The 26,760-nt window shown below is 73.5% G+C and carries 17 protein-coding genes and 1 pseudogene; 14 read left to right on the top strand and 4 right to left on the bottom strand.

The features are described 5' to 3' along the window. The 5 genes and pseudogenes from ACI78Z_RS01510 (at window position 1) to ACI78Z_RS01530 (ending at window position 8,307) form a co-directional block, all read left to right on the top strand. Window positions 1-3,720 (top strand): eCIS core domain-containing protein, encoded by a 3,720-nt coding sequence (locus ACI78Z_RS01510; RefSeq protein ID WP_457034744.1) that lies wholly within the window; start codon window positions 1-3, stop codon window positions 3,718-3,720. Between the two features lie 10 nt (window positions 3,721-3,730). Beyond that, entirely contained in the window at window positions 3,731-4,564 is an 834-nt protein-coding gene (locus tag ACI78Z_RS01515; protein WP_457034745.1) for a tetratricopeptide repeat protein, read from the top strand. Then, window positions 4,561-5,898 (top strand): proline-rich domain-containing protein, encoded by a 1,338-nt coding sequence (locus ACI78Z_RS01520; protein WP_457034746.1) that lies wholly within the window; start codon window positions 4,561-4,563, stop codon window positions 5,896-5,898. Before ACI78Z_RS01515 ends, ACI78Z_RS01520 begins: the two co-directional genes overlap by 4 nt. Window positions 5,899-6,302: 404 nt before the next feature. After that, window positions 6,303-6,491 (top strand): annotated as a pseudogene (locus tag ACI78Z_RS01525) (BTAD domain-containing putative transcriptional regulator); the annotation flags it as partial. Between the two features lie 172 nt (window positions 6,492-6,663). After that, complete coding sequence (locus tag ACI78Z_RS01530; RefSeq protein WP_457034747.1) at window positions 6,664-8,307, top strand: phytoene desaturase family protein; 1,644 nt, start codon at window positions 6,664-6,666, stop codon at window positions 8,305-8,307. 255 nt (window positions 8,308-8,562) lie between these two features. Here ACI78Z_RS01530 and ACI78Z_RS01535 read toward each other — a convergent pair whose 3' ends face one another. Beyond that, the gene (locus ACI78Z_RS01535; RefSeq protein ID WP_457034748.1) at window positions 8,563-9,084 is read right to left on the bottom strand and encodes a manganese efflux pump; all 522 of its coding nucleotides are present in this window, start codon (window positions 9,082-9,084) and stop codon (window positions 8,563-8,565) included. Next, complete coding sequence (locus ACI78Z_RS01540) at window positions 9,081-11,735, bottom strand: outer membrane protein assembly factor BamB family protein (RefSeq protein ID WP_457034749.1); 2,655 nt, start codon at window positions 11,733-11,735, stop codon at window positions 9,081-9,083. The genes ACI78Z_RS01535 and ACI78Z_RS01540 overlap by 4 nt, the downstream gene beginning before the upstream one ends. A 48-nt stretch (window positions 11,736-11,783) precedes the next feature. Between ACI78Z_RS01540 and ACI78Z_RS01545 the strand changes: the two genes are divergently transcribed. Then, window positions 11,784-13,046 carry an MFS transporter gene (locus tag ACI78Z_RS01545; RefSeq protein WP_457034750.1) on the top strand — a complete coding sequence of 421 codons (1,263 nt, stop codon included), beginning with the start codon at window positions 11,784-11,786 and terminating at the stop codon, window positions 13,044-13,046. A gap of 20 nt (window positions 13,047-13,066) precedes the next feature. On the opposite strand, the gene ACI78Z_RS01550 is transcribed toward ACI78Z_RS01545, so the two are convergent. Then, window positions 13,067-15,166, bottom strand: coding sequence for a ferritin-like domain-containing protein (locus ACI78Z_RS01550; protein ID WP_457034751.1), 2,100 nt, complete (start codon window positions 15,164-15,166; stop codon window positions 13,067-13,069). A 236-nt stretch (window positions 15,167-15,402) separates the two neighbouring features. Between ACI78Z_RS01550 and ACI78Z_RS01555 the strand changes: the two genes are divergently transcribed. The 8 genes from ACI78Z_RS01555 to ACI78Z_RS01590 all read left to right on the top strand — a co-directional run bounded on the left by ACI78Z_RS01555 (window position 15,403) and on the right by ACI78Z_RS01590 (window position 26,165). After that, window positions 15,403-16,833: a Dyp-type peroxidase gene (locus ACI78Z_RS01555; RefSeq protein WP_457034752.1), complete on the top strand. Its 1,431-nt coding sequence runs from the start codon at window positions 15,403-15,405 to the stop codon at window positions 16,831-16,833. Then, window positions 16,830-18,695, top strand: coding sequence for a hypothetical protein (locus ACI78Z_RS01560; protein WP_457034753.1), 1,866 nt, complete (start codon window positions 16,830-16,832; stop codon window positions 18,693-18,695). Before ACI78Z_RS01555 ends, ACI78Z_RS01560 begins: the two co-directional genes overlap by 4 nt. A 273-nt stretch (window positions 18,696-18,968) precedes the next feature. Beyond that, window positions 18,969-20,267 (top strand): M12 family metallopeptidase, encoded by a 1,299-nt coding sequence (locus ACI78Z_RS01565; protein ID WP_457034754.1) that lies wholly within the window; start codon window positions 18,969-18,971, stop codon window positions 20,265-20,267. 6 nt (window positions 20,268-20,273) lie between these two features. Next, window positions 20,274-21,275 (top strand): MvdC/MvdD family ATP grasp protein, encoded by a 1,002-nt coding sequence (locus ACI78Z_RS01570; RefSeq protein ID WP_457034755.1) that lies wholly within the window; start codon window positions 20,274-20,276, stop codon window positions 21,273-21,275. After that, on the top strand, window positions 21,232-21,621 hold the full coding sequence (locus tag ACI78Z_RS01575; protein ID WP_457034756.1) for a YbaY family lipoprotein: 390 nt from the start codon (window positions 21,232-21,234) through the stop codon (window positions 21,619-21,621). Before ACI78Z_RS01570 ends, ACI78Z_RS01575 begins: the two co-directional genes overlap by 44 nt. Window positions 21,622-21,835: 214 nt before the next feature. After that, window positions 21,836-23,734, top strand: coding sequence for a GMC oxidoreductase (locus tag ACI78Z_RS01580; RefSeq protein WP_457034757.1), 1,899 nt, complete (start codon window positions 21,836-21,838; stop codon window positions 23,732-23,734). 188 nt (window positions 23,735-23,922) lie between these two features. Next, window positions 23,923-25,443 carry a tyrosinase family protein gene (locus tag ACI78Z_RS01585; protein WP_457034758.1) on the top strand — a complete coding sequence of 507 codons (1,521 nt, stop codon included), beginning with the start codon at window positions 23,923-23,925 and terminating at the stop codon, window positions 25,441-25,443. After that, window positions 25,440-26,165, top strand: a complete 726-nt coding sequence (locus ACI78Z_RS01590; protein ID WP_457034759.1) for a copper chaperone — start codon at window positions 25,440-25,442, stop codon at window positions 26,163-26,165. The genes ACI78Z_RS01585 and ACI78Z_RS01590 overlap by 4 nt, the downstream gene beginning before the upstream one ends. A 266-nt stretch (window positions 26,166-26,431) precedes the next feature. On the opposite strand, the gene ACI78Z_RS01595 is transcribed toward ACI78Z_RS01590, so the two are convergent. After that, the coding region (locus ACI78Z_RS01595; protein WP_457034760.1) for a helix-turn-helix domain-containing protein at window positions 26,432-26,760 on the bottom strand (329 nt) is incomplete at its 5' end.

The raw sequence follows: 26,760 nt of genomic DNA on the forward strand, positions 1-26,760 counted from the left end.
ATGGCGACGGACGTGGCCTCGGCCGACACCGAGCGCGAACCGGACGGTCGGCCGAAGGCCCTCGAGGAGAAGGCGGACGGCGAGGCCGCGGCGGCGGCCGCCCCCTCCGGCGGGCTCGGCGCTCGGCAGCTGCGGGCCAAGGCCGCACCCGGCAACGCCGCGCTCGGCGCGGTCGACGACCCCGCCGAGCGAGCAGCCGACTCGGCGGCGGACCGGGTGCTGCGGGCGGTCGCGGCGACCGGACCCGCGCCGGCCCCCGCCCCGGCACCTGCTCCCGGGACCGTCCAGCCGGTGCGGCGAGCGGTGGACCCGGCGGCCGAGCAGCGGTTGCCGGGCGCGCCGGTGGCGACGCCGACCCGCTCGGGCGGCGGGCGTCCGGGCGCCGGCGTCGTCCCGGACACCACGACGCCCGCCGGGCATCCCGGACCGGTGGCCACCCCGGCGGCCGCCGGAGCCCCGCCGGCCGCGGACTCGGTGATGGCCGAGGTGCCGACGCCCGCGGGGGAGGCCCCGGTCGTGGCCCCGTCGGTGCCGTCCGGCCCGGGGCCGGTGGAGTCCGGCACCCCGGCGCCGGAGCCGGAACCCCCCGCGCCGGAGGGGGAGGCGCCCGCGCGCGAGACACCGCGGGTCCCGAACGAGGTCCAGGACTACCTGGAGGCCAGCCGCGGCAAGGGGTCACCGCTGCCCGAGGCGTCGCGGCGGGCGTTCGAGACCGCCTACGGGCGCCCGCTCGACGACGTCCGGCTGCACGACGACCGGAGCGCCGACGAGGCGGCCCGCGCCATCGGTGCGCTGGCCTTCACCCGCGGCAACGACATCTACTTCCGTGCCGGCGCCTACGACCCGGTCGGCCCGGAGGGCAAGCGCCTGCTCGCGCACGAGCTGGCGCACGTCGTCCAGCAGCGGCCGGGTGTGAACCGCACGACGCCCGGCCTCGGTGGCGCCGTCGTCCGCCGTGCCCCGGCAGCGGCCGGCACCGCCACGGACAAGAAGCCCGCAGCCGTGCCGGGGACGATCGACAAGGACGCCAAGACCATCACCATCGACCACCTCACCGTGCCCACCTTCAAGGCCGGGCGGATGGGGACCAAGCCGTTCGAGCTGCGTGAGGGGACCCGCGAGGAGAACCCCACGAAGCAGGCCCAGGTCTGGCGTCGGCGAGCCAAGGAGCCGCTCCAGAAGCTCATCACCGCACGGATCCAGGAGCTGTCCGGGCCCGACGCGACCCAGACCGGGGACCCGGTCTGGTATCTGCAGCTGGGCACCAAGCAGCACTTCGTGATCGGAACACCGGAGTCGATCGCCAACGACCTGCGCATCCCCCCATGGGACAAGAAGGGGAATCTGCACTCCTTCGACATCGACCACATGCGCGAGGCGCAACTCGGCGGCAAGGACGAGGACCCGGATCCGAACCTCTGGTTGCTCGACAGCACCAAGAACCGGTCCGCGGGTTCCACGATCCGGCAGAACATCGACGCCGCCCTGCGCGGATTCCTGGCCAACACGGCACCCAAGCAGGTCGACCCGGCCGACGTGCCATCGGAGGCCACGGCGCGCAAGAGCTGGAAGATCACGTTCCGGGACGTCAAGGGGACGGGGGCCGACGTCACCGACGAGGACTATTGGAGCGAGCAGGACGTCAAAGGCGGCACGAAGGAACTCGTCGCGCCGCTCCGGCTGGCACCACCCAAGGACGTCGAGAGGCTGCGTGGCAGCAAGGAGCAACTGTCCGTCTACGACCGGGTGCTGGGCGGCGGGCTGCGGCGGCTTCCCCGAACCGACGACACGAGCCCGATCGCCGACTGGCACACCCCGCCGGCCGCCAAGAGCCCGCTGTTCGACTTCACCAGCATCACGTTCACCGAGGAAAATGCGGCCGGCAAGGGTCAGGGGCAGCTGAACGGCATCGCGTTCAAGGACCACGCCCTGGCCGAGCAGGCCGACTTCCACGTGCCGATCAAGCGGATCCGCGGGGTGCCCTGGGGCGGAGCGGTCACCCCTGGGCGCATCGACCACTGGCGGGCCAAGGTCTTCAGCCCCATGACCTTCCCCGAGCTCGAGTTCGACATCGCCAAGGGCTTCGTCGGCCGCGGAGTGATCCCCAAACCCTCGCTGAAGCTCCTGGAGAACGTGGAGATCGCTGCGGTCCTCGACGGTGACCTCCGGCTGGAAGCGGTTATGGCCGGGGGAGACCTCAAGCTCCCGGGCCCGTTCACCATCTCCGGCGGATCACTGACCTTGAGCGCGGGGTTCTCCGGCCTGTCCGTCGAGGGACAGGTCTTCTTCGAGATCCAGAGGCTCGCGACCGGATTCCTGCGCGCGAAGGCCGCGACGAGCACGGACTTCGCCCTGGAGGCGGGGCTCGACTTCGACAAGAAGATCTTCAGCGACGCGCAGATCCGTGGGTCGTACGCCAAGGGGGCTTGGGATCTGAAGGGGCGGCTCGGCGTCGGCCCGGACAAGGTCAAGGGGATCAAGCGCGCCTCGGTCGACGTCACGGTCACCGATGAGACGGTCACCGCCACCGGCGAGTTCGAGACCAGCCTCAAGGGCGTCGACAAGGGGACCCTCGGCTTCACCTACGACCCCGCCACAGGCATGGCGATCACCGGCGAGATCCTGCTCGGCAAGGGCATCCCCGGGATCAAGGGCGGCAAGCTCGCGGCCACGGTCAAGGAAGGCACCGAGGGCTGGTCGCTGGCCGGCGCGGTCACCGCCGAGCCCGACGTCCCCGGACTGACCGGCACCGTCACCGGCAGCTACGCCGACGGGGCGTTCAGCGTCGAGGCCGACCTCGGCTACGAGCGGGGCCAGGCCAAGGGCACGGTCAAGGCGGGGCTCACCAACCGCACGCTCGATGCCGAAGGCCGGCCGACCGGGGAGATCGCCAGGGACGGCTCGCTCACCGCCTACGGCAGCGGCACCGTGACCCTGGCGATCACCCCCTGGCTGCAGGGCACCGTGGGCCTGCGGCTGACGCCGAAGGGCGAGATCGAGGTCAGCGGCAAGGTGGCGCTGCCGCCGCAGTTCGACGTCTTCCCCGAGAAGCTGGTCGAGCGGCAGATCCTGTCCGTCGGGATCGACATCCCCATCGTGGGGGTCGCCGTCGCCGGCCAGCGGATCGGCATCTTCGCCACCATCAGGGGCGGGGTCACCGTCAGCGCCGGCGTGGGGCCGGGCCAGCTGCGGGACGTCGCGCTGGAGGTCACCTACAACCCCGCCCGTCCCGACGACACGACCGTCGCCGGGTCCGGGACGTTCGTGGTGCCGGCCCGCGCCGGCATGCGGCTGCAGGTCGACGGCGGGATCGGGGCGGGCATCCCAGTGGTCAGTGCAACCGCAGGGGTGTCCGTCTACGGCGAGGTCGGCGTGGCCGGCGCGGCCTCCGCCGGCGCCGCGATCAACTGGACCCCGCGCACCGGCATCGTCCTCGACGCCCGCGGCGAGCTCTTCGTGGAGCCCAAGTTCCGCTTCGGGATCGACGCCTTCGTCGACGTCTCGGCCGACCTGCTGGTGACCGAGGTCGAGCTCTACCGCAGGACGTGGAAGCTCGCGGGTTTCGAGTACGGGTCCAACCTCCGGTTCGGGCTCGCGTTCCCGCTGCACTACGAGTCCGGCAAGCCGTTCGACCTGTCGTTCGACCAGATCCAGTGGACCTATCCGCAGATCAACCCGGGCGACGTCCTGGGCGGCCTGATGAAGCAACTGGTCGGTTAGGAGGACGCCGGTGTTCACCTCTCCCGAATCGCCGGCCAAGCCGCTGGTCAACCGCGGGAGCCTGGCGCTGGCCCGCGGCGACGTCGCCGAGGCCGAGGACCTCTTCCGCCGGGCTGCGGCGCTCGATCCGGACAACGCGACGGCTCACGCCAACCTCGGCTACCTGCTGGCGGCCACCGGCCGGCACGCCGAATCGATCGCCGAGTCGGAGCGGGCGATCGCCCTGGAGCCGCAGCGCAGCGCCCCCTGGGCGCACCGCGGGATGGCGCAGATCGCCGCCGGGGACGTCGAGGACGGGCTCGCTGCACTCTGCAGCGCCGTCCGCCTCGATCCCGGCAACCACTGGGCCTGGGACGCCATGGGCCGCACCCTGCTGGCCCTCGGACGCGCTGACGAGGCCGAGGTCGCGTGGGCGGCCGCGGTGGCTGCCCGGCCGGAGGACGCCGACCTGCACATCGCGCTCGCGACCGCGCTGGCCGCGCAGAACCGGACCGGTGAGGCGGTGCGGGTCCTGCACCGGGCGACCGCTCTCGCGCCCGCCTCGGCGCGGGCCTGGACCCAGCTGGGCGTCGTCTCCCTCGTCCGCCAGGACCACGGCACCGCGGGGGAGGCACTGCTCACCGCCTTGGACCTCGAGCCGGGCGATCCCGACGCCCGCTACCACCTCGCCGTCCTGCACGTCCTCGTGGGCGCCCTCGAGGAAGCCACGGACGAGCTGCAGCGCCTCGTCGCCGACGGTGCCCACGCCGGTGAGGCGCAGGCCCTCCTGGCCCGGCTCGCGGGTAACGGTGCGGTGACAGTCCCGCCCGAGGATGCAGCCAGCCACCCAGGGAGGACACCATGACCACTGCCGCGCGCTCCGCCTCCGCCGACCGCCCCCGCCGGGCTCGCGGCGGCAGCCGCGACCTGCTCGACGACCTGAAGTGCCAGGCCCAGGGCGTCCAGGCCCAGGCCGACTACAACAAGGCCCAAGGCCCGGCGCTGGACGAGGCCCAGGCGGCCTACGACCAGGCCCGTGCCGCCTACAGCGCCGCCCGCGCCACCGCCGAACCACTGGTCCAGCAGGCCCGGGACAAGCTCGAGGAGTGCGTCGACCGCGTGACGTGCCGGATCGACGAGGCCGACCGGGACTGCCTCGCCCGCGCGTACGACCGGGTCGCGGACCGGCTGAGGAGGTGCGGCGACAACGAGGGCTGCTGCTGGGAGGGCGAGTGCGACTACGACGACGACGTCCACCGCTGCGAGCCCGACGAGGTCGCCGGCCTCATCGCCGACATCAGCCGGCGCACCCAGGACGCCGCCGCCTGCTTCGCCGACCTCATCAAGGAGCCGGCTCCGGCCCTGCCCGACCGGGTCACCGCCCGGCGGGCCGAGGTGGACGACATCGTGGCGGCCATCGACGCCGGCGCCACCGACCCCATCGAGCTGTACGCCCGGATCCTCGTCGCCCGCCGGCGCCTCAAGGGCGTCTACCGCGGATTCCGGACCGTGAACGACTACATGGACTGCCTCGCTGCGACGCTGACCTGCATGGTCAAGGGGCACGCGGCGATCGCTGAGCTGACACGCAAGGCCGCCATCCACGCCTGCCACCGGGCCGCGTGGCAGCAGGCCTGCAACCGGCTGGCGACCGACACGGTCGCGGAGGTGCTCGCCGAGTACATCCGGTTGTGCGGTGAGGACGGCGAGGGCGAGGCGGGCGAGTACTCCGGCGGACAGCCGGCCAGCCAGTACGGCGAGCAACCCCCGGCGGGGTACGGCGAGCGGCCCCCGCAGCCCTACGGCGAGCAACCCCCCGAGGGGCAGGGCGAGCGGCCCCCGCAGCCCTACGGCGAGCAACCCCCCGAGGGGTACGGCGAGCGGCCCCCGCAGCCCTACGGCGAGCAACCCCCCGAGGGGCAGGGGGAGCGGCCCCCGCAGCCCTACGGCGGACGGCCCCCGCAGCCCTACGGCGAGCGACCCCCCGAGGGGTACGGCGAGCGGCCCTCCCAGCAGTACGAGACCGGGCCGGGCCCCGGCGCCGAGCCGGAGCCCGAACCGGAACCTCGTCCCGAGCCGGGCTACGGGGGGACGCCGCCGAGCGGGGCCGAGGGAGAGGACCGTCGGCGTCGTCCTCCCCGGCGTGGGACGGCACGCCAGCCCTACCGCGACGAGCGCGGCCGGTACCGGGCACCGTGACCGAACCGGGGGACCGGATCAGACACGGGGACGGTTCCGATGGGACGACCCGACGGACGCCGGTGGGCGCACGATCCGGTGACGCCGTCCCTGACGGGGGTCTGCCTCTGCGCGTCCAGAGGGAGGGCGTGCGCCTGCGGTACCGGGTCCTGCTCACCCCCGACATCAGCGAGCGACGCCGCGAGACGGCGGGGGAGTCCGGGGACGTCGCGGACGTGCTGCGCACCCCGCAGGGCGTCCTCCCGGCTTCGGGATGGCGGGCCCGGATGGCCCGTCCTCGCCGACGTGACGGAACGGTGACGTCGATCCGTCTACCGTCGTCACGCTGTGACGAGCGAGGAGTTCGCCCATGAGTGCGACGTCGCGGCCCGACCTCGAGGCCGCACACCCGCCGGCTGTGCGCGATGGGCCGCTGTGCTGAGGCCGTCGACGTCGCGATGGCCGCCGTCGCGGCGGAACCGCTGCGGGAGAGCGCAGGACGCGCGCTCCTGAAGGCTCATCTCGCCGTGGGCGACCGGGTGGCGGGGCGGCGGTTCCCGGACTCGCACCGGCAGCTGCTCCGCCGACACCTCGGTGTCGGGTCATCCGCCGGCCTGGTCGCCATGGTCCGTCCCCGCAGCACCCGACCGTCGGACCGCAGCTGCTGCAGCTCGATCCCCGCGGTGCGCGGGTGCGCTCGCCGCGGTCGCCGGTCCACCGTGATGCCGGCGGACGAAGTCCCGCGAGGTCGCACGTACCGACCGCGGGGAGAACAGGAGGCCACGAATGCAGCGGTCGTTCGACGCGGTGGTGATCGGTTCCGGCATCAACGGGATGGTCGCCACGGCGGAACTGGCACTCGGTGGCTGGACGGTGGCGCTGATCGAGCGAAACCAGCAGATCGGCGGCTTCATCGCCACCGAGGAGCGCACTGAGCCGGGGTACCTCCACGACACCTACTCGTCGTGGCATCCCCAGTTCGTCTCCGGCGGGGCGTACGCGCTCCTCGGTCCGGCGCTGCACGAGTGCGGTCTCGACTACCGCAACACCGACGACGCGTTGTGCGCCTCGGTCACCGACGACGGCGACGTCACGATGGCCTACCGCAGCGTCCGCAAGACCGCGGCGGGATTCGGCTGCGTCGAGGACGGCCGCGCATACCGGCGGCACGTCCAGTGGGCTCTGGACCACGGGGCCGAGATCGGCGCCCTCATGGCCGGGGAGCTGTGGTCCTTGTCCGCTGCGCGGACCGCCTTCGCGCTGCTGCGCTCCACCGGGGTCTCCGCCGCGGAGGCCCGGCTGCGGGACCTGGCGACCAGCGGCCGGTCCTGGTGCCGCCGGGAGTTCACCGGCCCGGACGTGGACCGGCTGTGGGCTCCCTGGCTGCTGCACGCCGGCCTGTCACCCGACCACGCCTCGGGCGGATTCCTGCTGCCGGTGTTCGCCGCCAACCTGCACGCCGCGGGTGCTCCGGTCGTCGCCGGTGGCTCCGGCCGGCTGGTGGACGCCTTCCGCGAGCTCATGGAGTCGCTCGGCGTCGAGATCATCACCGGGGTCACGGTCGACGGCATCGTGGTGCAGGACGGCCGGGCCGTGGGCGTGACGGCCGGCGGGGAGACGTTGCTCGGCGAGTCGGCGGTCCTGGCCTCCGTCACCCCGACGGCCCTGTACGGCCAGCTCCTGCCGCCCGGGGCCGTCGACCGCCAGATCGCCGTCGAGGCGGGCCGCTTCCGTTACGGCCGGGCCGCGATGCAGGTGCACGTCGCGCTCGACCGCCCGCTGAGCTGGGCGCGCGAGGAGCTGACGGAAACCCCCCTGGTCCACCTCTCCGACGGCAGCGGGAGCACCGGCATCGCCTGCGCGCAGGCCGATGCCGGCCTCCTGCCCGCCGCACCGACCGTCGTCGTCGGCCAGCAGCACGTCCTCGACCCCTCCCGGGTGCCGCAGGGCAGGGCCGCCCTGTGGATCCAGCTGCTCGAAGTGCCTTTCTCCCCTCGTGGGGACGCCCGTGGAGAACTGGACGTCTCCTGCGGCTGGACGCCGGAACTGGGCTACCAGTTCGCTGCCCGCGCGCTGGACCGGCTCAAGCGGCACGTCCCGGACCTGCCGCAGAGGGTCCGGAAGCTGGACATCGTCACCCCCGCCGACCTCGCCGAGTACAACGTCAACGCCGTGCATGGCGACCCGTACGGCGGAGATGCGCAGCTGGACCAGAACTTCTTGTGGCGGCCGCTCCCGAGCAGCGGCCACCAGACCCCCGTGCCGAACCTGTGGCACATCGGGGCGAGCACCCACCCGGGCGCGGGCCTGGGCGGAGCATCAGGCCACATGGTCGCGCAGCGGCTGCTCGCCTCGCCCGGCACCGCAGGCGGTCCGCGGCCCATCGGGCACCGCGTGCTGCCGCGTCTGGCGCGGTCCCGAGGGCGGTGAGGCAGGTCGGTACCTGGCGGGGGTGCGCCTGTGGGTCTCAGTGGGCGACGGCCGGCAGCCACCGCCCGCCACGATCACCCGGCCGGCGGGAGCAGCGACTCCGTCCGCGCCGGAGCGGGTTGCTCACAGCGGTTCTCGGGTTGGTCGAGGGGCATCTCGCACTGCGACGGCACGCACCGTCGACCGATCAGCACGCCGTTGCCAGTCCACCGGCATCGAGCACCGCATCCGCCGGATGGCCGACCGGGCACACCCCTAGGCGAGGGTGAGTGCCGCTGCGGTCAGCAGCGTCAGACCCGCCACCAGCGGTCCCGCGCCCTTCAGGACGCGCCGCGCCGCCGACCCGGCCAGCAGCCCAGCCGCCGCCATCGTCGCGCTGACCAGGCCCATGACGAGCGCGGCCGGCACCAGCGGCAGGTCGAGCGCTCGCAGACCGGCTCCCGCGGTGATGTTGTCCAGCGCCAGCAGGGGAGGCAGGAGGACGACGGCCCAGCGGGTGTCGAGCAGCGTGGGCTCGACACCGCGGACCAGGGGGAACAGCACGAGCGCCGCAGCCACGAGCAACGCCACCGCGGCCAGCGGATCGGCGAGCCGCCCCAGCGCCGTGGCGAGCGGTGCCGTCGCCACGACACCCCCCAGCGGGGCCAGGCCCTCCGCGAGCCCGAAGGCGGCCACCAGCTGGTATCGGCGTCTGCGGGGCAGACCCAGCTGCCCGGCGGCGAGGCTCAGCCGGAGGTTGTCCGCACCCACCAGGACGGCGCCGGCCAGCACGGTCATGGCCGTGGGCCCCTCTGCAGGGCGTCTCGGGCCGCCAGCTCCTGCCGGACGACCTCGCGAACGGCCGACAGCAGGTCCGGCGAGGGCCCGGGTGGCGGGGTCGGCGGTGCGGTCTCACGCGGTGCCGGCGTGGTCCGGTCCAGCGGCGGCACGGGCGGCCGCGTCGGTGCGAGGCGGTACAGGTAGACGCCCTCACCGGCCCCGACCACCACGTGGTCTCCGTACACCGCCGGGCCCAGGCAGTAGTTGGGCCATCCGCCGGCCGGCAGCCCCGGTGCCGACCACAGGGCGAGCCCGGTGTCGGCGTCCATCGCGTACAGGCCGATCTTGTGCGAGGGGACGAACACCACGTCGTTGCACACCGCGGGCGACCCCAGTCCCGCCTCGCGGGAGGTGTACACCGGCGGGGTCGCGTTGGCGTACCTGCGGACCGAGTAGGTGATCCCGTCCCTGGTCACGGACTGCACCGTGGTCGGCCAGGCGTCGCTCAGGTCGTTCCAGTCGAGCGCCCGGACGAACGGTGTGACGGCCGGGTCGTCGAGACCCGAGTACCCGCCGAGGCCGACGTACAGGTGTCCGCGGTCGCGGTCGACCGCCGCGGAGGCCATCACCCCCCACTTGTTCTCGCCCCTCCAGCTGTCCTGCTCGGCGATGTCCGGGTTCGCTCCACCGGTCGGGTCGACGGTGTGGATGCGTCCCCCCGTGACCTCGTCCTTGGGCAGGAGCTGGCGGCGTCCGTTCGGCAGGACCTGCATGGTGTCGGCGTCGCAGAGGAAGAAGGAGCCGTTCTTGCTGCCGTAGGCGACCACCCGGGTGCCGTCCCTCTCGAAGACCGTGGGCGGACAGGGCACGTCGACGTCCAGGTCGTTCGGCCGGTAGCTGTCGGACCGCAGGGGCTGGTGGAAGCCGCGGAACTCGCCGGTGGTGGCGTCGAGCGAGAGCACGCCGCTGGCGTAGCGCTCGTCGGGGAGCGGGTTGTCGGGGCGCGAGTTCCCGGTCCCGATGTAGATCCGGTCCAGCACCCGGTCGTAGGCGCACGAGGACCAGGGAGCCGCACCCCGGTGCGGCGGGTCGTCGTGCAGGGAGAACCCGGCGTCGGTCGCCCACGCGGGCAGCGGGTCGGAGATGGCGGCCGAGCGCGGGAGGACGTTGGGCCGGTTCTCGTTGCCCGCGGCGTTCGGGTCGTCGAACTTGGAGGTGCAGTAGACCCAGACGACGAGGCCGGTTGCGGCGTCCAGGCACCACACGAACCCGAACGGGTTGGCGCTCTCCCCCTCGCCGCTGGCCACGTAGACCCGGTCGTCCACGACGAGGGGACTGGCCCAGCAGTCACCGTCCGGGTTGTCGACCGGCTGGCGGCGGGCGGCGTTCGCGACCTTGAGGTCCTGCATCCAGATCAGACCGAGGGTGCCGGCGTCGAGGCAGAACACCCTGCCGTAGACGGTCGAGAGGTACACCCGTCCGCCGACGACCGCCGGGCTGCCACCGATGCCGCTGATCGGGTAGAACGCGGTCCCGGGCGGGGTGAAGGTGGCCTCGACCGTCCCCGTGGCGAGATCGATCTTGTACAGGGTCCCGCCGCCGGTCGATCGGAACCACGTGGTGCCGACGTAGACCTTCCCGTCCACGACCACCGGTATCGAGTTGACGGGTCCGGTGACGGAGACCTTCCGGACGAGGCTCATCCGGCCGACGGTGGTGCTCGTGATGCCGCTGGTCCCGCGGACGGCTCCGGTGTGGGCCTCGTCGCCCTGGTACATCCACCAGTCGTCGCTCTGCGCGCGGGTCAGCGCGCGGGAGTCCCGCGGCAGGCGCGACCGGGCGCGCTCGACGACCCCTGCCGTACCGGTCCGTGCGAGCGGCTGTCCCACCTCGGGGCGGCCGGCGTCGGGCGGGTCGAACAACAGCTCCTCCGGGAGCCCACGAGCGGTGATCGCGACGTTCCTCAGCCGCTCCCGGAACTGGTCCGGGGTGGCGTCCCCGGGCAACGGGAAGGGCGCCGGGTGCCCGCCGTCCCCGCGACGCACCTCGTCGGGGCGCAGCTCCCGGGCCCCTGCCGTCCACTCCAGCCGGGCGACGAGCGTCCGGGCCTCGGTCAGCTCCTCGTCCTCCTCGTCCAGGAAGGGGCCCAGCTCCGCCTCGAAGAGCTGCCGCACGGAGTCGCCGTCGTCCAGGTCCTCGAAACGGCGCCGGCAGGAGAAGCGGTGCAGCGCGTCCCGCAGGATCGGGTCCCTCGGCAGGCCGAGCGGGACGTAGGTGCCCTCGCCGCGGACCTTGGCCCAGACGAAGCCCATCTCCGTGTTCACCCCGGAGTTCCAGATCGGCCGGTACTCGCCCGTGCCGGCGTCCACCCGGAAGACCCGGACCGTGTCGGCGTCCAGCCCGGCCAGCGTCTGCGGCCCGATGGGGAGGACGAGCAACGACTCGTCAGCGACCTGGCGGGCGGCGGGCACCCCGGCGTCCAGGAACGCCCGGCTCTCCCGCGCGGGGCCCCGCAACCGGACGCCGAGCCCCACGTCGCCCAGCGTCGATCCCGGGACGGGGTTGCGCACCGCCGCCACGTCGACGCCGTCCGTCGGCTCGCCGGGGAGCCGGGAGAGCAGCCGCGGTCGTCCGGTTCCTGACGTGCCGGGGGCTGGGTTGTCGACCATGGTGGATTCCTTCCATCCCGACTCGGGGCGGGGATAGCGTGGCCGGCCATGCGTTCCGTCGAGCCGGGCCGCTCACCTCGGCTGCTGGCCGGCATCTCCGTCTACTGGTTGTCCTTGAGCTTCCTGACCGACGGGCTGACGACCCTGGTGCTGCCGAGCGACCTCGAGCGGTACGCCGGGGAGTCGAAGGCGACCGCGCTGGGAGTGCTCACCTTCGTCGGTCTGTCGGCGGCGATGGTGGTGCAACCGCTCGCCGGCACGATGAGCGACCGCATCCGTGGCGCCGGGGGGCGCCGCGGCACGATCGGACTCGGGCTCGTCCTGACGGTGCCCGCGCTGGCGGTGTACGCCGTGGGTGGGCTTCCCGCCGTCGCGGTCGGATACGTGGTCGCCCTGTGCGCGGCGAGCGTGTCGCAGGCCGGCCAGCAGGGGTTCATCCCGGACCTCGTGCCGCACGAGAGGCGAGGCCTCGCGGCGGGGCTGAAGGGGTTCATGGACCTCGCCGGCGCGACGCTGGGGTTCGTGCTGCTGGGCCTGGCCCTCGGCGCGGGTGGCAGCCGGGTCGGTCTGCTGGTGATGGGCTCGGTGCTGGTGGTGGGCTACGTGCTGACCGTGGTGCTGGTGCACGAGCCCCGCGTGCCGCTGTCCGAGCCGGCGCCCCGGCCACGGCTGCGGAGCGCGTTCCGGATCGACCCGCGGGAGCACCGCACCTTCGTGCTGCTGGTGACGGCCCGGTTCCTCTTCCTGCTGGGGGCCTACATCGTCGGCCGGTTCTTCCTGTTCTTCGTCGGTGACCGGCTCGACCTGGAACCGGCGAGGGCTGCCGAGCAGGCCGGCGCGCTGCTCGGCGCGCTGACGCTGGTGACGTTCCTGGCCGCACCGGCGGCGGGTTGGCTGGCGGACCGGATCGGCCGGGTGGCGGTGATGACGTGGGGGACGCTGTGCGGTGCCGCGGGCCCCCTGCTGCTGATCTGGGCCCGCTCGCCGTGGCAGATCCTGCTCTTCGGGTCGGTGATGTCACTGGGGACCGCCTTCTTCACCGTGGCGAACTGGGCGTCCACCGCGGACGTCGTGCCGGGTGCGGAGGCCGCGCGCTTCTTCGGCCTGGCGAACGTGGGGACCATGGGGTCGGCCGCCGTGGCGGGGCTCCTGGGACCGCTGGTGGACCTCGGGAACCGCCAGCAGCCGGGTGCCGGCTACGGGCTCGCCCTGACGGCGTCGGCGGTGGCCGCGCTCGCCGCGCTGCTCGTCGTGCGCCGCATCGCGGCGGCGGCCCGGAGGGCCGCGGCGGAGGACGTCCCGCTGGGGTGAGCACCTCGGCGTCCTCGGGATCAGGGGAGCCGGCCACCGTCGATCCACCGCCGGAAGAGGTCGACCCGCTCCGCCGGCCACGGACCGTCACACGGCATGGACCCCTCCTCCACCCGGCCCAGGATCTCGTCGGCGTGGTCGCGGACGTCCTCGAAGCGGTGCAGGTCGAAGGCGAACAGCATCGAGTCCCGGTCGAGGTCGCGGAAGAGGTCCTTGATGTGGGCGGCGAAGCCCGGCACGCCCTCGGCCGGTGCGGTGGGCTCGTCCAGCGGGTCCGGTTCGACGGTGACCCCGACCCGGCCGGGCGGGGCGTCGTCCGGAGCCCCGTCGCGGATCCACTGCCTGAGGTAGTCGATCCGCGCCGCCGGCACGGCGGGCCGGAACCGCGGCATGCGGGCGGCCGCGGCCTGCCGGGTGAGTCGATCGACGAGGGGCGCGACGTCCGGATCCGGGACCACCGCCCCGGTCTCGTCCAGGGCCACCGGCGGGTCGCCGCCCGGGGGGAGGACGGGCGTGCGGATGAACTCGTCCCGGGTCGTCCCCGCCCAGAAGCTGCCGTGGCGGCCGCCGACGCGGAACCCGCGCACCGCCTCCTGGAGGATGGTCACCGCCTTGGCGAACCCGGTGGGCAGGCGGTCGGCGGGGATCTCCGCCCCGGCCGCGAGCGCGGCCATGATCGCCTGCGTCTCGGTGTCGCGGGCCACGAGGGCGGCGAGGAACGGGTCGGCGTCGGGATCCAGCCGGGTGGTGACCAGGCGGGTGGCCGCCCGCGACGTGTCGAGGTGCACCCGCCACCGGGAGGGCTCGCCGTCGGGCAGGTTCAGGGTGTAGGGCAGCTCGAAGGGCGGCCCGGCGTTGACCGTGCCGCTCGCGTCCTTGGGCAGCTGCACGAGCTTGCCGGCGATCTTCTCCAGGTGCCGCATCTCGTCGAACGTCCCGAGCAGCAGCAGGCCCCGCGCGGTCCGGTCGCCCTGCCGCGGGCCGGCTGCACGGGTGTACAGCTCCTGGTCCAGGCGGAGGAAGTGCACGAGCTGACCGAGCAGCATGCGGTAGCGGAGGTTGAACAGCTGCGCCCACGCCCGTGCACGGGGTTCGTCGATCCGCCCGTCCGCGGCGAGCTCCTCGGCCGCGGCTCCGAGGCGGTCGGCGGGGGCGGCGCCGGCGTCCGCGGCCGTGCCCGGCCCGGGGGTGGTGTTGGGATTGGTCGCGACCGGCCAGGTGACCGGGTCGCCCAGGCCGAACAGGCGGGCCACCCGCTTGTAGATGTCGATGAACCGCTCGAAGTGCGACTCGGTGGGAGTGGGCGACGTCCCCGCCGGCGGGAGGTCGAACCCCTCGCCCTGGTCGCCGATCTCCTGCACCGCGGCGCGGGCGGCCTGCCGCAGCGTGGCCGCGTCCGTCCCGGGGAAGGAGTCGATCAGCAGGGGGGACCCGTCGGCCGGGCTCAGCGGGGCGTACCCCCAGTCGTCGCGGGTGGCCTGCCGGCTCCCGGTGTCGGTCCGGACGTCGGCGTCGGTGAGGTTGCCGGCGGTGTCGCCGAACAACTCGGCCAGGCGCGCGAAGACCGGCCCGACGTGGTTGACCGCGTTCCCGTCGTTGGCCGCGGTGGCGTCGTCCCGGAGCTGCTCCACCAGGTCGCGGTCCTCCGGGGACATGTCGCTCGGCAGGTCCCGGGGACTCTCGGCCGTCACGTACTTGGCGAGCGAGCCGCGGGTCACCGGCTCGAGCTTGAAGCGGAACGGGTAGATCTCGCTGCCGTACGGCGCGCGGTCCCGGCCCAGGTTGAGCGGGCCTCCCGCGAGGTGCAGCAGGTTCTGCACGGTGGCGAGGTGGCCCATCTCCTCGCGGGCGATCTGGACCAGCAGCTTCCGCACCTGTCGGAGCTCGTCGCTGTTCGGGCCGGTCACGTGCACCGAGTAGGCCGCGTAGAGGTACTGCACCATCAGCGCGTGCTCGATCTCGGCCGCGGCCGTCAGCAGGAAGACCGCCTCGTCGCGCGGTTCGAGCGGAGGATCGTGCAGCGCGGCGCTCCCGGCGGTCTCCCGGGTGGCGTCGGCGAGCACCGGCTCCTGCACCCCCAGTGGAGCGATCGTCCCCCGGGGGAAGAACCGTGCCTCCACGTCGGGCTCCTCTCCGAGGGGCCGGTCGACGTCGCAGGCGCGCCCGCGGAGGGGCGGGGGAGGAACGGCACGGCCGGCCGACGGTGGCGGGCGATCGCCGGGTCGCCCGGGGCAGCACCGTAGCGGTCTCCGGCGCCGACCGTCGAGACGCAGCGGAACGTCTTGTGTCCGCACGCCGATCCACCACCATTGCCAGGGCGGGGGTCGGTAGCCGGCGCCGTGGCGTGGGGGTGGGCATGATCGACCTGGATCGTGCGCTGGATCTGGACGACCCGGAAGCCGACGACTTCCTGGCGGGGATCCAGGGGAACATCGTCAAGGGACACGGGCGCGACTTCACCGCGCACGTGCTCCTGCGCATGGGGCCGGACGTGCCGGCCGTGCGCCGCTGGATCGCCGGCCTGGCCGCCGACCGGGTGACCACTGCCCGGGCCGCCCGGCGCGCGACGCTGGCGTGGCACGACACGGGCGGGCCGGGGGAGCCGTTCGCGATGGTCCTCCTCTCCGCCGCGGGGTACCGGCACCTCGGCTTCTCCGACGACGAGTTGCCCGTTCCGAGCGGCCGCTTCGTGGGTCCCCGGGACGGGGAGTACTTCGCGTTCGGGATGAAGGAGCAGGCCGGCCGCCCGCGGACCTTCAACGACCCGCCGGCGTCGGAGTGGGAGGAGCCCTACCGGCAGCGGATCGATGCCATGGTCCTGCTGGCCGACGACGACGAGCAGCGCCTGGGCGACACCCTCGACGCGGTGGTCGCGTCGGCGGCCGGCGTGGCCGACGTCCTCACGATCGAGCGTGGCCGCGCGCTGCGCCGGACGTTCCCGCGCGGCACCCTGGTGATCGAGCACTTCGGGTTCCAGGACGGCGTCAGCCAGCCGATCATGATCCAGCAGGACGCCGACCGGGAGATCCGGGAGCGCGGGAACGCGCACTGGGACCCGACCGCCCCGCTGTCGCTCGCGCTGGTGCCCGAACCCGGCGGTGGCCTCGGGAGCTTCATGGTCTTCCGGAAGCTGGAACAGGACGTGGCGGGGCTGCACCGCGCGCTCGGCGAACTCTCCGCCCGGGCGAACCTGCCCGTGGCCGACGTCGGCGCGATGGCCGTGGGCCGGTTCGAGGACGGGGCGCCGGCGATCCCGACCGGAACGGTCCACCCGGACGCCGATCCGAACGACTTCCACTACGACCAGGACCCGGCCGGAAGCCGATCCCCGTTCCACTCGCACGTGCGCAAGACCAACCCGCGCGGCGACGTCCCCCGGGTGATCGGCGCGTCGGCGGACTTCGAGCGGGCCCGGCGCATCGTGCGGCGGGGCATCACCTACGGGGAGCGCCCCGACCTGGCCGACGGCAGCGGCGGCACGGCGGAACCGGCCACCGGCGTCGGCCTGCTGTTCATGTGCTTCCAGGGCAACCTCGACCAGTTCGCCATCCAGCAGGAGGGCTCGGACAGCAACGACTTCGTCCGCGCGGGAGTCGGCGTGGACGCCGTCATCGGGCAGAGCTCGGCGCCGGCCGCCCAGACCTGGCCCAGCGACGGCACGGTCACGTTCACGATGGCGAACTTCGTGAAGCTGCTCGGCGGCGAGTACTTCTTCGCGCCGAGCATGGCCTTCCTGCGCGGGCTCGACACCGGTCCGGAGCCGACCTACGGGAACGAGGCGAGATGAGCTACCTGACCTGCCCGCGCTTCCACTTCGCCGGCACCTTCGTCGCCGACCCCTCCACGGTGAACAACGACCCGGACCACTACGACAACGACGCGTTCGACCGCGCCAAGGCCTGGGTGCAGGGCGGCGACGGCTGGTGGAACCCGGACGGCCGCCACTCCTTCCGGTTCGAGAACGTGACGGTGCGCTCGGCGATCGGGGCGGACGGCGGGGCCGTCACCGGCGATCCGGTGGTCGGGCTGCGCGTCGTCACGCGGGGGATCACGCCGGCCAAGCTCGTCGACCTGGACCCCGACCAGCAGCTGGTCTCGCAGATCTTCGGCATGCAGATCGCGCTGGTCGACGGAGCCGGTGCCGCCCTCGTGCAGGGGGCGATGCAGCCGGTCGCGTTCACCGACATCTGGCGGCGCGGGGTCACCGGAGGAGGGGACGAGGCGGCCGGCGCCACCTACCAGTCGACGCTGGAGACGCCGCAGTGGTCGGACGGGCTGACGTCGCCGTTCCTGGGGCTGCTGCGCGACGCGGCGGGAGCCGGCGCCCTCTCGATCCGGTTCAACGTCGACGGGTACTCGATGTCGGCCGTCCGACCCGACGGCACCCCCAACCCCGGCTTCACCCGCGGTCGGGTCGTGGGCACCGTGGGGATCGCCGGCGCGGGGGAACCGAGGCACACCGTCGTCGGCCGGCAGTTCGGCAGCGTGGGGCCGCCGCCCGGCGACAACTCCCCGGGGTTCCGGCCCCCCGGGGGCGTCAACTACTTCCCGGGCGTGGTCGACACCGCAGCCCGCAAGATCCGGCTCGACCTCGGCAACGCGCTGCCGGCGGCCACGGCCGGAGGGCCCCCCGCGGACCTCGGCGATCTGGTGCTGGCGTGTCGCGCCGACGACGGCTCGGTCACCGAGGTGGCGCCGATCGACTACCGCGGTGCCGGCTGGTACGGGACCACGGCCGGCATCGTGGACCTGCCGGCGGGCCGGACGCTGGGCGACGACGACATCGCGCGGGTGGAAGCCGGCCGGCTGCTGCTCGTCGCCCGTCGGAACGGGCAGCAGCGGACCGTCATCGAGGAAGCGCCCGTCCACGTCCGGGCCGACGAGTTCGTCGCCCGGCTCGACCCCGGTGACGAGTGGGTCGTGCGCCTGCACGTCACGCGACGCGGTCGGCCGCTGGCGGGTGCCCGGGTGGACCTGGCCCACCTGCGCACCAAGGACCCCGAGGCGTCCGCGCAGTTCCCCACGCACGGGCTGACCTTCCCGGAGTCGGTGACGAGCGACGACCACGGGGTCGCCGAGGTCACCTTGTCCGCCGCCGACCCGGGCGACCTGCGCTGGTTCTACTTCGGTGACCGGCGGGAGCACGTCGACGGTCAGGTCTACCGGATCCGTTACGGCGTCGAGGGAACCACCTCGCCCAACCCCTCGAACGTCCTCAGCGTGCTGGTCTGGAACAGGTTCGTCCCCGACGACCCACCGACGTGGTTCGGCTCGATGCGCGACGTGCTGGTCCAGTACGGGAACCTCTACCCCTGGATGACCAAGTTCGGGCCGCGGCTCGACCTGGCCCTGTACGAGGAGATCGCCGCGCAGCGCGAGAACGTCATCGAGGTGCTCAACCGGCCGATGACCGACTCCCGGTACATGCCGGTGAGCCGGGACCTCTCCGGATCACGGCGCGCGGCGATGCTGGCCTGGCTGACCGACCTCGGAGCCGACGGGAAGCCGCTGCTCGGTGTGGAACAGGTCCGGGACGCCCGGAGGGTCGCGCCGCCGGCGGAGCCGCCCGCATCCCGGCGCGCCCCATCGGACCCCGCGCTCGGCGGCAAGACCGCGGCCGCACAGCGGATCGGTCTCGACCCACCGTGACGGCGGGCGCCGCGTGAGGCCCGGACTCGACCCGGCCGGGTGGCGATCGCCGTCGACCGGCGCGATGGCTCACGGCGGTGTGCCGAGCGGTTGACGGTTCGTGCCGTCGCAGCGCACGCGTCAGCCACCCCCGACCACCCGCACCGCGGATTGACGGCTCGGTGACGCGCCGCCTCTAGCGTCCCCGTCGCCCCGACTCGACAGCGGCATGCGCTGCCCGTCCACGGGTCGAAGGCGCGGTGCACGCAGGACCACCAGGCAGGGGGAGCGACCATGGCGACGAAGCCTCGCGCCGACACGACCGACCGACCCGCGGACGGGGGCGGAGAGTTCCGCGGTGCCCCCCAGATGCACGTGGCGCTCATCAACGGCACCACGTTCCAGAACAAGACGGTCACCTACTACGACGTCAACGGTGCGGCGATCGTGGAGGGCGACATCTGCCTCGGCGCGGTCGCGGACGTCCAGACCGCCATGGCGCGGGCCCGCGGTGTGGCGTCGGCCGATCCCGAGGTCGCTTTCAGCGTCGGGATCACGGGGAGCCAGTTCCGTTGGCCCGGCTGCCGGATGCCGTACGAGATCGATCCGAACCTGCCCGACCAGCAGCGCGTGACCGATGCCATCGCCCACTGGGAGGCGAGGACGGCGTTCCGGTTCCCCCTGCGGACGGCGACGGACACCAACTGGGTCCGGTTCACCGACGCGGGCGGCTGTTGGTCCATGGTCGGCATGCAGGGGGGCCAGCAGACGATCAGCCTCGGGCCCGACTGCTCGACGGGGAACACCATCCACGAGATCGGACACGCCGTGGGGCTGTGGCACGAGCAGAGCCGCGAGGACCGGGACCTGTTCGTGACGATCAACTGGCAGAACATCCAGAGCGGGATGGCAGCGCAGTTCAACCAGCACATCACCGACGGGGACGACCTGGGCGCCTACGACTACGGATCGATCATGCACTACCCACGGACGGCGTTCTCCAGGAACGGTCAGGAGACGATCACACCGACCGATCCCAACGCCGTCATCGGGCAGCGGGACGGACTGAGCCCGGGGGACGTCGCCGCAGTGCGGCAGATGTACCCCGCCTGCGGAGTGCTGCCGAAGCCACCGTTCATCGACGGGAACTTCAAGAAGCTGGTCGACGACCGTCCCCCGTTCAAGAAGATCCGCGACGACCGGCCGTTCAAGAAGATCACCGACGACCCGATCACCGGCAAGCCGCCCCGCGACCCCGCCCCCAAGCTGGACCCCCTGCCGCTGCCCCTGCCCGGCTTCGGCGCCCAGCCGGCGCAGCCCGGTGGCCTGCTCCCGTTCGCCATGGCCACACCGCACCACGCGGCCTTCGTCCCCGGCGGAACCGGTCCGGCAGGGGTTGCGGGCCAGGACCCGGCGGTGTCCGCGTACCTGCAGTCACTCCAGCGTCAGGTGCTCGAGTGCACCGCCGCGCAGGCTCAGGCGCAGGCCACCGCGGCACAAGCCGCGCTCGAGGTGGCGCGCCTCCAGGACATGGGCAACGCGCTGGCCGAGGCGTACACCGAGGCGCTCGGCGCGCTCGGCGGCGGGCAGTAGTACGTCGTGATCCTCGTCGTCTCCCACGCGGCCGACGACCATGCCCTGGGGGTCCTCGGAGCCCTGGAGCGGCTCGGGCACCCCGCAGTGCTCATGGACACGGCGTCCTTCCCCGTCCGGTCCTCGCTGACGCAGCGGTTCGAGGACGGTGTGGCGCGCTGGACCTTCACGACGGCCGGGAGGTCGATCGACCTGGGCACCTGCGGTGCCGGTTGGTGGCGCCGCCCGCAACCGTTCGCCCTGGACCCGTCGCTGTCGCCGCACATCGCCGAGTTCACGTACGCCGAGTGCTACGAGGCGGTCGCCGGGCTGTGGGCGGCCCTGGACCTCGCCTGGGTCAACCCGCCACCCGAGGACGAGTCGGCCCACCACAAGCCCTACCAGTTGGCCGTCGCCGGGACGGTGGGCCTGCGCACACCGCGCACGGTCATCACCAACGACCCTGAGGTGGCGCGACGGTTCGTGGCCGAGAACGGGCCGGGCAACACCGTCTACAAGACGTTCCTCGCATCGGAGCAGCACTGGCGGGAGACCCGGGTCGTGCAGCCCGACGAACTGTCGATGCTCGAGCGGGTCCGCCTCGCCCCGGTGATCTTCCAGCGCCGTGTCCCGGCGACCGCCGACGTCCGGGTGACCGTCGTCGGCGACCGGGTGTTCCCGGTCGCGGTCACGACGCCCCCGGGCGGCTACGACGTCGACTACCGGGTCGACATGGACGCGGCGTGCTTCCGGCCCACGACGTTGAGCCCCGAGGTCGAGCACGGACTGCGCGCCCTGATGCGTGCGCTCGGTCTGGTCTACGGCGCCATCGACCTGCGCCGCACACCCTCCGGCGAGGACGTGTTCCTTGAGGTGAACCCTGCCGGGGAGTGGCGCTTCGTCGAGGACCGGACCGGCCTGCCCATCACCGAGGCAGTGGCCGAGCTGCTGGCCCGACTCGACCGGGGACGGGAGGATGCACCGCATGACCGCGGAGCCACCAGCCGGCGGCGCAGCGACGCCGCCTAAGCGGACGGTCAGCGGGGAGGTCGTCCTCCCCGGGGGGGACCTCCCGGCGGAGGCCGCGGCCGTGGTCGTCCGGGTCGAGGACGTCTCGAGGGCCGACGCCCCGTCGACGGTGGTGGGGGAGCAGCGCATGGACCATGCCGCCCTCGCCGGCCACCGGGCGATCCCGTTCACCATCGAGGTACCGGCCGACCTCGTCGACGAGCACGCCCTCTACTCGGTCCAGGTCCACGTCGACCTCAGCGGGTCCGGGGAGGTGGAGACCGGGGACTTCGTCTCGACCCGGATCCACCCGGCGCTCACCCGCGGCGCCGAGGACGTCGTCGTCGTCCCGGTCACCAGGGTCTGAGCCCGGCCCGCCCGGCACGCGACAGCAGCCACCCGCCGAGCACGGGAGGTCCCACAGCGGTCCGGCCCCGCAGGCGGACGGGAGCGGCGTCCGCGGGCACGACCGTCGAGCAGGCGGCAGATCGGGACCGGACGTCCGGGACCGAGCGCCCGCCACCCGGGGTCTCCCGCACCTCCACCTCACCCGTCCACCCGGTCCGAGGAGCTCACCACCCATGGTCTACATCCCGTACCACAGCGGCTCGGTCTCCCCGGAGCAGGCAGGGTCACCCGTCGGCCGGGCCGCACCGGTGGCGGACGTCGCCCGGAGTGCGCCTCCGGCACCGGCCTTCCGGATCGTCTTCCGGACCTCCGCTCTCCGGCCCGGTCACCGGGTGACCATCCGCAACGCCGTCGACGGCTGGGAGCGCGACGTGTACGGCGTCTACCGTGACGGCGGCTGGGAGTTCGAGCTGCCGCGCGAGCGCTACCCGGCGCAGCTGCAGATGAAGCTGCTGCTCGACGGCGTCCACTGGATGGTCGGTGCGGACCTGCACCTCCCCACCGACCGCGACCACTCGTTCGACGAGGACTCCGTCCGGTTCGCGGGCGGAGCCACGGACCGCCCGCTGCTCGGCTACGACAACCTCCGTACCGAGGAGGGCGCCGGGCAGCAGGAGCGGATGAGAGCGAACCACCGCTCGGACGCCGACTACGACGTCGTGGTCGTCGGCTCCGGATTCGGCGGTGGCGTGCTCGCCGACACCCTGTCCGACCTCGGCCGCCGTGTGCTCGTCCTCGAGGCGGGCAGCCTGATCTACCCGTCGCACATCACGAACCTGCCGGGCGACTGGCCGGAGCTGCCCCGGCAGCACCAGGTCGGCAACTTCGTGAACGAGCCGGGGTCGGGGTTCCTGTTCGGTGTGCAGATGAACCTCGGCGGGCGCTCGGTGTTCTGGTCCGGGCTGATCCCCCGCATGCGGGACTGGGAGCTGCAGTTCTGGCCCGAACCCGTGCGCTCCTACCTCACCGAGGGCGGTGGCTACGCGCTGGCGGAGGCGCTGCTGCGCAAGCGCCGCACGCTCGGGCCGTTCCAGCGCACCACGGTGCAGGCCCTGCGCGCCCGCTTCCCCGACCACCTCATCGACGACCTCCCCCAGTCCCTGCACCAACCGAACCTGCGGGACGACGACGCGCTCGGGAACGTGCTGGAGAAGTCGACCGGCATCTTTTCGACGGCCGACCTGCTGCTCGACTCGCTCGCCTACACCGGCCTCGCCGGCCGGGACAACCTGACCGTGAACCTCAACCACTACGTCCTGCGGCTCGAGCGTGCCGGCGACGAGATCACCGATGTCGTCGCGTGGGACCTGGTCGGAGGAGTCGAGCGGCGTTACCGGGGTCGCGCCGTCGTGCTCGCGGCAGGCTCGCTGGAGAGCCCGCGCATCGTCCAGCGCAGCGACCTACCCGATCCGAGAGGGAAGGTCGGACGGGGCCTCACCGATCACCCCGCCTTCTTTTCCCGTTCCTACCGCCTGCCGCCGGACAGCCGGTTCGGCGGCGTCACCGATCACGCGAAGGTCCTCATGGCGCACGGGCAGGCGTCGATGGACCAGCACGGGTACAACGTCGAGGTCCTGATCAACCCGAAGTACTGGGACCTGCGGCATCCCGACGACGACGTCCGCAAGCAGCGCATCGACGCGGCCCCGGACTCCGCCGTCCGGCTGCAGTTCGTCCTCGGCAGCCACCTCGACGACGGGAACAGCGTCACCGACGTGGGTCCGGGCGCGAAGGCCCGGGTGCGGGTCGCTCCCAACCTCACCGGATCACACCTGTTCTCCGAGGCGCGTGACCTGCGCAACGAGATCGTCGGCTTCCTGGGAGCCGATCCGTTCGACCCGTCGGAGGGCATGCACTTCGGCAACGAGGGGACGCCGCACCACGCCGGTGGCTCACTGCGGATGAGCGGTGACGGGTCGGGTGTCGTCGACACCGATCTGCGGTTCGAGGGCCTCGACAACCTCTATGTCGCCGACAACTCCGTCGTGCCGTTCATCGCGGCGGCCAACCCCGCGCTGACCCTCTCCGCGCTCTCGCTCCGCCTGGCCGGGGAGCTGCACGCAGCGCTGTAGCGGCCGGCCGGGGCGGGTCGGCGGGACCCTCGTCTCCTGCGCCTTCGGAGGGCGACGCCGGCCGCACCCGTGACGGGCACGGGCCGGCCCTGCCCGCGGCCGCACGACGGTCCGTTGACGCATCGGTGACGCGGTCGTCGCTACCGTGCCGCCGCCGTGACCGAGGTCCGCGGAGGAGGGAGCAGGCCATGTCGGAGACGTCTGGGAACAGCGGCCGCAGGGGAGCACGCGTCCGCAGGGACATCTGGAGTCTGGAGGAGGAGCAGCCCTGGCACCCGATCACCCGGGCGTACGCCCTCGCGGTGCGGGAGATGCAGTCGAGGGCCGATGCGGATCCCACGAGCTGGACGTACCAGGCGCAGATCCACGGCATGCCCGACGGCGGGCAGCCCGACGACTTCCGCGGCCAGTGCCAGCACCAGACGTGGTTCTTCCTGTCGTGGCACCGGCTGTACCTGCACTGGTTCGAGCGGGTCGTGCAGGCGTGCGTGGAGGCCAACTCCTCGATCGACTACGAGGTCAGGGCCGGCTGGGCCCTGCCCTACTGGAACTACTCACCCGGCGGCACCCGCGCGACGCTCCCGGCGGCGTTCCGCGACGCCACGATGCCCGACGGGTCGCCCAACCCGCTGTTCGTGGCCGACCGCAACGACTTCGTCAACGACGGCGAGGAGCTCGACCCGCGGGCGGTCCTCATCGACCGGGCGCTCGCGCCGACGGTGTTCGCCCGCCCGCGCCCGGACGGCGGCTTCGGGGGAGCGGAGACGGGGTGGAACCACTTCAACCAGGACGTCAGGAGGATGCCCGGCTCCCTGGAGCAGACGCCGCACGGGTCCGTGCACGTCGAGGTCGGCGGCTTCATGGCCGGCTTCGCCACCGCCGGGCTCGACCCGGTCTTCTGGATGCACCACGCCAACATCGACCGGCTGTGGGAGTCGTGGCGGCTGGAGCTGGGCCGCCCGGACCCGGACGTCACGTCGGCGTGGGGGACGACGGTGTTCCGCTTCCACGACGAGAAGGGCAACCAGACCAGCGGGACGGCGGCGGACGTGCTCGACACGGCAGCCGACCTCGACTACACCTACGAGGACATCACCGTGCCCGCGCCCGGCCGCCGGGGGAGGCGAGGCCGGGTGCAACCGCCGTCCGCGAGCGACGACTCCGGCACCGGTCGCTCGGAGGGCACACCTCCCGGGCACGACGGGCCCCCCGCCGAACTGGTCGGCGCCACCGAGGGCGCGGTGGAGCTCTCCGGCGGTGCCCAGGACGTCTCCTTCCGGATCGACCGCCCGAGCGGCCCTGCCGCGGACCAGCGGGACGCCGCTCCCGGCCGGGTGATCCTCACGGTCGAGGGGATCGAGGGCGTGCAGCCGGGCCGGCCGGCCGACGTGACCTACGCCGTCTACCTGAACCCGCCGGGGGACGAGGACGCCGACGCCGATCCGGAGGACTTCTTCGCGGGCACGCTGGACTTCTTCGGTATCGAGGAGGTGGGCAGCCTCGGCAGTGACACGACCGGACACGACCTGCGCCGGTCCTTCGACGTCACGGACATCGTCGAGGGCCTCCGCGAGGAGGGGCGCTGGGACCCGGAGTCGGTCACCGTCTCGTTCCGGCCGCTGCGGCGGGGCCGGCGTCGTGCCGCGGACGACGCCCAGCGGGAGGTCACGGCGGTGCGGGTCGGGCGCGTCGGGCTCTTCGTCGAGTGACCGGCGCGTCCGCGTTCCAGCGGCGCGCGTGGCGGCACCCGGAGGCTGCCGCCGCAGGGGTGGTGGCCCTGGCCTGGGTGTGGCTCGTCGTACCCACGGCGGGGGGCGCCGGCTCGGCGCACGGTTCCGGGCACCACGCCACGCCGGTCCTCCCGTCCACCGCCGGCTGGCTGGTCATGGTCGCCGCGATGATGCTGCCCGGCGCCCTGCCGGCCGCCCGGGAGCTCGCGCTGGGGGGGTTGTGGTCCCGGCGGCAGCGGACGACGGTGCTCTTCCTGGGCGGGTACGTCGGCGTGTGGGCCGCCTTCGGGGCGGTCGCGCACGCCGCGGCGTGGCTGGCCGGGCGCGGGCTGGGGGTCGGCTCCGCGGTCGTCCTCCCCGGACTGCTCGCCGCGGCGGCGCTGTGGCAGCTGTCGCCGTGGAAGTGGCGCGCCGTGCGCGCGTGCCACCTCCTGCGGCCGCTGCCGCCCCGCGGCGTCCGGGCCGACGCAGCGTGCGCCGGCGCGGCACTGCGGTACGGGCGCTGGTGCGTCGTGTCCTGCTGGCCGGTCATGGCTGCGATGGCGACGGCGTCCCCGAGCCTGTGGCTCATGGTGCTGCTCACCGTGCTCGTCACCGCGGAGAAGCTGGCCGCGCAGGCGAGCAGGCTCGCCGGGCCCGGCGCGGCCGTCCTCGCCGGCGCGGCGGTCGTGGTGCTGCCTGGTTGGGTGCCGCCGGGGTGAGCGGCGGGCGCCCGGGCGACGGCGGCCTGCCCCCGCGGCAGCCGTCGCCCACCAGGAGCCCGTGTCGTGCCGTCGCGGGGATGCCGGCCGACCACCGTCCGACCCGGGCCGTGTCCACCGGCTCGGCCGCAGGACCGGGGCGAGGTCGCCGACGGACCGGCCTGCGCACGTGCTCGGTCGAAGGGGGGCCGGCATGCCGAGTCCAGGAGAGGGCGGCTCACCGGCTGGTACCTCGGCCGAGGACCGCGCGTGCCGACCCGCGCAGCTCAGCCGCTGATCCGCTTGTAGACGTCGGGCGGGGCCGCGCCGCCGGCGACGAGCGCCGCCGACCACTCGTCGAGCTGTCGGGTGAGCGTGGGCAGCTCGGGGCCGATCGCCTCCAGGACCGGCGCGAGTGCGGCCTCGGTCTGCTGCTCGATGCCGTCGCGCAGCCGCCGGCCCCGCTCGGTGAGCGCCCCGTCGGCGACGAGCCCGCGCCGCACCAGGTCGGCGTCCGCCTCGGCCATCGCCTCGGCCGACCAGCCGCGGGTGCCCGCGTACTCGGTGGGCGCCCAGCCGACCCAGTACTCGGTCATCAGGTTCATCTGCACGCCGG

It is taken from the genome of Geodermatophilus sp. SYSU D01176 (assembly GCF_054050015.1).

Bases quoted from the DNA above. Each gene is read 5' to 3' on its own strand.
- ACI78Z_RS01510 (WP_457034744.1), top strand. From the start codon at position 1: ATGGCGACGGACGTGGCCTCGGCCGACACCGAGCGCGAACCGGACGGT.
- ACI78Z_RS01520 (WP_457034746.1), top strand. From the start codon at position 4,561: ATGACCACTGCCGCGCGCTCCGCCTCCGCCGACCGCCCCCGCCGGGCT.
- ACI78Z_RS01530 (WP_457034747.1), top strand. From the start codon at position 6,664: ATGCAGCGGTCGTTCGACGCGGTGGTGATCGGTTCCGGCATCAACGGG.
- ACI78Z_RS01535 (WP_457034748.1), bottom strand. From the start codon at position 9,084: ATGACCGTGCTGGCCGGCGCCGTCCTGGTGGGTGCGGACAACCTCCGG.
- ACI78Z_RS01540 (WP_457034749.1), bottom strand. From the start codon at position 11,735: ATGGTCGACAACCCAGCCCCCGGCACGTCAGGAACCGGACGACCGCGG.
- ACI78Z_RS01545 (WP_457034750.1), top strand. From the start codon at position 11,784: ATGCGTTCCGTCGAGCCGGGCCGCTCACCTCGGCTGCTGGCCGGCATC.
- ACI78Z_RS01555 (WP_457034752.1), top strand. From the start codon at position 15,403: ATGATCGACCTGGATCGTGCGCTGGATCTGGACGACCCGGAAGCCGAC.
- ACI78Z_RS01560 (WP_457034753.1), top strand. From the start codon at position 16,830: ATGAGCTACCTGACCTGCCCGCGCTTCCACTTCGCCGGCACCTTCGTC.
- ACI78Z_RS01565 (WP_457034754.1), top strand. From the start codon at position 18,969: ATGGCGACGAAGCCTCGCGCCGACACGACCGACCGACCCGCGGACGGG.
- ACI78Z_RS01575 (WP_457034756.1), top strand. From the start codon at position 21,232: ATGACCGCGGAGCCACCAGCCGGCGGCGCAGCGACGCCGCCTAAGCGG.
- ACI78Z_RS01580 (WP_457034757.1), top strand. From the start codon at position 21,836: ATGGTCTACATCCCGTACCACAGCGGCTCGGTCTCCCCGGAGCAGGCA.
- ACI78Z_RS01585 (WP_457034758.1), top strand. From the start codon at position 23,923: ATGTCGGAGACGTCTGGGAACAGCGGCCGCAGGGGAGCACGCGTCCGC.